This is a genomic window from Bradyrhizobium sp., from assembly GCF_019244115.1.
Taxonomy (GTDB): domain Bacteria; phylum Pseudomonadota; class Alphaproteobacteria; order Rhizobiales; family Xanthobacteraceae; genus Bradyrhizobium.
In genome coordinates this window covers 1-5952 of sequence record NZ_JAFATE010000715.1, presented here as the reverse complement: position 1 = coordinate 5952, position 5952 = coordinate 1, and the positions used below count along the sequence as shown (strand labels likewise).

The 5952-nt window shown below is 64.2% G+C and carries 4 protein-coding genes; 2 read left to right on the top strand and 2 right to left on the bottom strand.

Annotated features, from left to right (window positions below; translation table 11 throughout):
- The first annotated feature begins 91 nt into the window (after positions 1 to 91).
- The gene (locus tag JOZ76_RS30800; RefSeq protein ID WP_291705166.1) at positions 92 to 1180 is read left to right on the top strand and encodes a lipocalin-like domain-containing protein; all 1089 of its coding nucleotides are present in this window, start codon (positions 92 to 94) and stop codon (positions 1178 to 1180) included.
- A 189-nt stretch (positions 1181 to 1369) separates the two neighbouring features.
- Positions 1370 to 1762: an MAPEG family protein gene (locus JOZ76_RS30795; protein ID WP_291705165.1), complete on the top strand. Its 393-nt coding sequence runs from the start codon at positions 1370 to 1372 to the stop codon at positions 1760 to 1762.
- A 169-nt stretch (positions 1763 to 1931) separates the two neighbouring features.
- Here JOZ76_RS30795 and JOZ76_RS30790 read toward each other — a convergent pair whose 3' ends face one another.
- Together JOZ76_RS30790 and JOZ76_RS30785 are read right to left on the bottom strand one after the other, a co-directional pair.
- Entirely contained in the window at positions 1932 to 3122 is a 1191-nt protein-coding gene (locus JOZ76_RS30790) for an ABC transporter substrate-binding protein (protein ID WP_291705164.1), read from the bottom strand.
- Between the two features lie 114 nt (positions 3123 to 3236).
- A partial coding sequence (locus tag JOZ76_RS30785; protein ID WP_291705163.1) for an efflux RND transporter permease subunit occupies positions 3237 to 5952 on the bottom strand: 2716 nt, incomplete at its 5' end.

The window sequence follows — 5952 nt, the reverse complement described above, 5'->3', positions numbered from 1 at the left end:
GTCGCAATGGCGGCCGCACTGCTCGCATCCCTCTTGCCGGTGCTGCGGCTCGCCCGCATGCAGCCGGCGAGCCTTGTGAGGATCTTTGCCAATGAGCGTTAGCGCCAAACTATCGCGCCGTGCGTTTACCGGCGGCCTCGCGCTGCTGGCGCTGCCACATGGCCGGCCCTTTGCGCAAGGCTTTGCCGGATTGAGCCAGAGCGCCGAAGGCTTTGCAAAGGTCACGCCGGGCAGGAGCTTTTCGTTTCCCGCCGATCACGGCCCGCATCCCGATTTTCGCATCGAGTGGTGGTACCTGACCGCGAATCTCGTCGATGCGGCGGGCGCACCTTGCGGGCTGCAGTGGACGCTATTCCGCCAGGCGACGCGGCCCGGCCCGCAAGCGGCGGGCTGGGCCAGTCAGCAGGTCTGGATGGGCCACGCCGCGGTAACCCGCGCCGATACGCATCGCTTTTCCGAAATCTTTGCCCGCGGCGGCATCGGTCAGGCCGGCGTCGTGACAAAACCGTTCGCGGCCTGGATCGATGCGTGGCAGATGAAGGGCACGGCAGAAACGGACGATGAAAAGATCGCCCCGCTCACGCTGAAGGCGCAGGCCGCGGATTTCAGCTACGAGCTCACGCTCGATGCCGATCATCCGCTGGTGCTGCAGGGCGATGGCGGCTACAGCCGCAAATCGGAGCACGAGCAGGCGTCGTATTACTACAGCCAGCCGTTCTTCACCGCGCGCGGCCGGATCACCATCGAAGGCCAGCCGCTCGACGTTTCCGGCAAGGCCTGGATGGACCGGGAATGGAGCAGCCAGCCGCTCGCCTCCGACCAGACCGGATGGGACTGGTTCGCCCTGCACTTCGACACCGGTCAGAAGCTGATGCTGTACCGGATGCGCCAGAAGGACGGCAATCACTCGATGTCCGGCAACTGGATTGTTCCTGAAAGCCCGACACGGCTGCTGGCGTCGACCGATGTCGTCATGACGCCGAAGACCAGTATCGATGTCGCCGGCCGCAGGATCCCGGGCGGATGGCAGGTGACCATCGCATCGCTGTCGCTGTCGATCGATTGCGTGCCGCTCAATCCGCAAAGCTATATGCGGACCAGCTTTCCCTATTGGGAGGGACCGATCAGGTTTGCAGGCAGCCATAGCGGCGTTGGCTATCTGGAAATGACGGGGTATTAGAGCAAAAAATGGTCATCGCCCGGCTTGACCGGGCGATCCAGTACGCCGCAGCTTCTCCGCTTTGCACTGGCGTCTCTGGAATACTGGATCGTCCGCTGGAGCCTGCCCTCGGGCGGCGCTTCGCGCCGACCCGGGGGCGGACGATGACAGCTAAGGCGACCTGTCAGCTTCGGGAGGAGAAAAACCACGATGTATCATTTCACCGCGCTCGTCACGCTGTTGGCGCTCATGTTTTATTTTTACACCAGCATTGGCGTGGCCCGGGCGCGCGCCAAATACGGCATCAAGGCGCCGGCGATCTCGGGCAATCCCGACTTCGAGCGGGTGTTTCGCGTGCAGATGAACACGCTGGAATGGCTGCCGATCTTTTTGCCGTCGCTGTGGCTGTTCGCGATCTATGTCAGCGACGCGATCGCGGCCGTGCTCGGGCTGGTGTGGATCGCGGGCCGCTTTCTCTACATGACCGGCTATGCCGAGGCTGCCCAAAAACGCAGCCGCGGGTTCGGAATTCAGGCCGGCGCTGCGGGCGCGCTGCTGCTGGGCTCGCTGGGCGCGATCCTGTGGCGCCTGGTGCATGGCTGATATCGACGGAACAGCAAATAGCACGCGTCATGCCCCGCGCTTGTCGCGGGCATCCACGTCTTGCGTTTCTTGAGGTGGCAAAGACGTGGATGGCCGGGACAAGCCCGGCCATGACGACACTTGCTAGATTTCGTCCGCTTGGCGCGGACGACGGTGTTTGCAATCCGCGCTATTTGGTCAGCGGGCAGCCGCTGTCCTTGGCCGAGAAGAAGGCCTTGTTGCCGGGGATCACCGCGAGCTGCTTGTAGTAATCCCAGGGCTTCTTGGACTCCGACGGCTTCTTGACCTCGAACAGATAGAGATCGTGCACCATGCGGCCATTGGCGAGCACCTTGCCTTGCGCGAAGGCATCGTCGACCGGCAGCTCCTTCAGCTTGGCGGCAACCGCCTCGGTGTCCTTGGCACCGGCCGCCTTCACCGCCTTCAGGTAGCTCAGGACAGCCGAATAGGTGCCGGCATGGATCATGCTCGGCATGTGACCGGTGCGCTTGATGAAGCGCTCGGAAAAGGCGCGGGTCTTGTCGTCGTGGTCCCAATAAAAGCCTTCCGTGAGGATCAGCCCCTGTGCGGCCTCGAGCCCGAGGCCGTGCACCTCCGACAGCGTCATCAAGAGCCCGGCAAGCTTCTGGCCGCCCCTGACGATGCCGAACTCGGCGGCCTGCTTGATCGAATTTGTGGTGTCGAGGCCGGCATTGGCGAGACCGACGATTTTTGCCTTCGAGCTCTGCGCCTGCAGCAGGAAGGAGGAGAAGTCCGACGAGTTGAGCGGCACGCGCACCGAACCGACCACCTTGCCGCCTCTGGAGGTGACGATGTCGGAAGTGTCCTTCTCCAGCGCGTAGCCGAAGGCGTAGTCGGCGGTCAGGAAGAACCAGGTGTCGCCGCCGGCCTCCACGAGTGCGCCGCCGGTGCCGACCGCGAGCGCGCGGGTGTCGTAGGCCCAGTGGAAGCTGTAGGGCGTGCAGGCATCGCCCGTGATGCGCGAGGTCGCCGCGCCGACCACGATGTCGATCTTCTTCTTCTCCTTCGACAGCTCCTGCACCGCGAGCGCGACGGAGGACGTGGTCAGCTCGGTGATCATGTCGACGCCTTCGGCGTCATACCAGCGCCGCGCGATCGCGGTCGCGAGATCCGGCTTGTTCTGGTGGTCGGCGGTGACGAGTTCGACCTTCTGGCCGAGCACCTCGCCGCCAAAATCCTCGACCGCCATCTTGGCGGCTTCAATCGAATATTTGCCGCCATAATCGGCGTAGACGCCGGACTGATCGTTGAGGATCCCGATCTTGACCTGTGCCGCCGCGGGCTGAGCCAGCAAGCCAAGGCCAGCCGCCGCTACAAGAGCCACAAATCCGGATTTCATCATCTGCCTCCCAGCAATCCTGTCCTGAAACGTGCCGGATGATATGGGATAACCCGGCGCCTGCCCATCCATTCCCCTTTAACCAATAGTATGGATGACCGCCAGGATCGGATTCTATTCGGCCGCGGCTTTGGCCTCGGCAGGCTTGGCTTGCCTGCCGTCGGCGAGATTGCGCACCACCATGTAGAAAATCGGTGTGAACAAGAGGCCGAACAGCGTCACGCCGAGCATGCCGAAGAACACGGCAACCCCGACCGCCTGCCGCATCTCCGAGCCCGAGCCGGAGGAGATCACGAGCGGAAGCACGCCGAGGATGAAGGCGAATGAGGTCATCAGGATCGGCCGCAACCTGAGGCGGCAGGCCTCGATGACAGCGTCCAGCCGCCTGCGGCCTTCGAGCTCGATGTCGCGGGCGAACTCCACGATCAGGATCGCGTTCTTGGCGGCAAGGCCGATCAGCACCACGAAGCCGATTTGGGTGAGGATGTTGACGTCCTGCCCCATGATACGCACGCCCAGCGTCGCCGCGAGCAGGCACATCGGCACGATCAGGATCACGGCGAATGGCAAGGTCCAGCTGCCATATTGCGCGGCCAGCACCAGATAGACGAACAGCACGCAGATCGGGAAGACGTAGAGGCCGGTATTGCCGCCGTTGACCTGCTGATAGCTGAGATCGGTCCAGTCATAGGAAAAACCGCTCGGCAGCGTCTCTCCGGCGAGCCGCTTCATGGTCTCGATCGCGGTCGCCGAACTCGTGCCCGGCAAGCCTTCGCCCTGCAGCTCGGCGGCGGGATAAAGGTTGTAGCGCGCGACCCGGTCCGGCCCCGAGATGTCGCGGAAATCCACCACGCTGCCGAGCATCACCATATCGCCCGCGGCATTGCGCGTGCGCAGCCGCGCCAGATCCGCGCGTTCCTTGCGGAACGGCAGGTCGGCCTGCGCGGTCACGTGATAGGTGCGGCCGAGGATATTGAAGTCGTTGACATAGGTCGAGCCGAAATAGGTCTCGATCGCGTCGGTGACGTTCTGGATCGGCACGCCAAGTTTCTGGGCCTTGACGCGGTCGATGTCGACGAACACCTGCGGGGTATTGGCGGTGAATGGCGAGAACACGGACGTGAGCCCCGGCGCCTTTCGCGCGGCGCCGACCAGTTCGTCGGTCGCGGCGGCCAGAAGCTCTGCGCCGCGGCCCTGCCGGTCCTGGATACGCATGGTAAAACCGCCGCCGGTGCCGATGCCGGGAATCGGCGGCGGCGGAATCACGATGATGAACGCGCCCTCGATCGCCCCGAGCCGCTTGCGCAGGTCCGCGGTGATGGCGGCGGCCGTCAGCCCCTTCTTCAGCCGCACCTCCGGCTCCTCGAACACCGGAAACAGCGCCGCCGCATTGGAGGCCTGGGTGCGCGTCGCACCCGAGAGCCCGGCGAAGGCCGCGACGCGGATGATGCCCGGCGTATCGAGTGCGGTATCCTGGATCCGCTTGACGATCTCGGTGGTGCGCGCCAACGAGGCGGCGCCCGGCAGCTGCGCCGAGATGATGACATAGCCGCGATCCTGCGCCGGAATGTAGCCCTGCGGCGTGGTGGCAAGCAGCCAGCCGGCGCTGCCGATCAGCACGACGTAGAGCAGCAGCATCATGACGCGATGCCGGATCACGAAGGAAGCCGTATCGGCATAAAAATTCGACAGCCGGTCGAACCCGCGGTTGAACACGCCGACAAAGGCCTCCCAGGCGCGGCCGATCAGGTTCCAGGCCGCCGGCGGCCGTTTCTCCTCGTGCGGGAGGAGGATCTGCGAGGCCAGTGCGGGCGACAACGTCAGCGAACAGAAGCAGGAGATCGCGGTCGCGACCGCGATGGTGACCGCGAATTGCTGGAAGAACTGGCCGGAGATGCCGCCGAGAAACGCGGTCGGCACGAACACCGCGCACAGCACCAGCGCGATCGACACCAGCGCGCTGCCGACCTCTTCCATCGTCTTCAGCGCGGCCTCGCGCCGGCCGAGGCCCGCGCGCAGATGCCGCTCAACATTCTCGACGACGACGATGGCGTCGTCGACCACGATGCCGACCGCGAGCACCAGCCCGAACAGCGTCAGATTGTTGATGGCATAGCCGAGCGCCGCCATCGCCGCAAAGGTGCCGACCAGCGACACCGGGATCGCCGCGATCGGGATGATTGCCGGACGCCAGCCCTGCAGAAACACCAGGACCACGATGACGACGAGGATCATCGCTTCATAAATGGTCTTGATCAGCTCGTTGATCGATTGCGCGATGAACTCGGTCGGATTGTAGCCGATATTGTAGTCGAGCCCCTTGGGGAAGCCCGCCTTCAGCTTCTCCATGGTGCTGGAGATGCCCTTGGCGGTGGCGAGCGCGTTCGATCCGGGGCGCTGGGTCACCAGCATCGCCACCGCGGTCTTACGCAGCAGGAAGCTGTTGGTCGAGTAATCCAGCGCGCCGAGCTCGATCCGCGCCACGTCGCGCAGCCGCACGGTGCGGCCGTCCGCGCCGGCCTTGACCACGATGTCCTCGAACTGGGAAATGTCTTTCAGCCGTCCGGTGAAGGTCAGATTCGGCTGGAAAGCGCGATCGGAGATTGGCGGACTGGCGAACTGGCCACCGGTGATCTGCAGGTTCTGGGCCCGGATCGCGGCAATGACGTCGCTTGCGGTCATGCCGAGGTTCGAAATCTTATCCGGATCGAGCCACAGCCGCATCGAATAGTCGCGCGCGCCAAAGATCTGGATGTCGCCGATGCCGTCGAGCCGCAGCAGCTGGTCGCGGATCTGGAGCAGCGCGTAGTTCGAGATGTAGAGCTGGTCG

Excerpts from the sequence above, each read along its gene's own strand:
- JOZ76_RS30795 (WP_291705165.1), top strand. The coding sequence starts at position 1,370 with ATGTATCATTTCACCGCGCTCGTCACGCTGTTGGCGCTCATGTTTTAT.
- JOZ76_RS30790 (WP_291705164.1), bottom strand. The coding sequence starts at position 3,122 with ATGAAATCCGGATTTGTGGCTCTTGTAGCGGCGGCTGGCCTTGGCTTG.
- JOZ76_RS30800 (WP_291705166.1), top strand. The coding sequence starts at position 92 with ATGAGCGTTAGCGCCAAACTATCGCGCCGTGCGTTTACCGGCGGCCTC.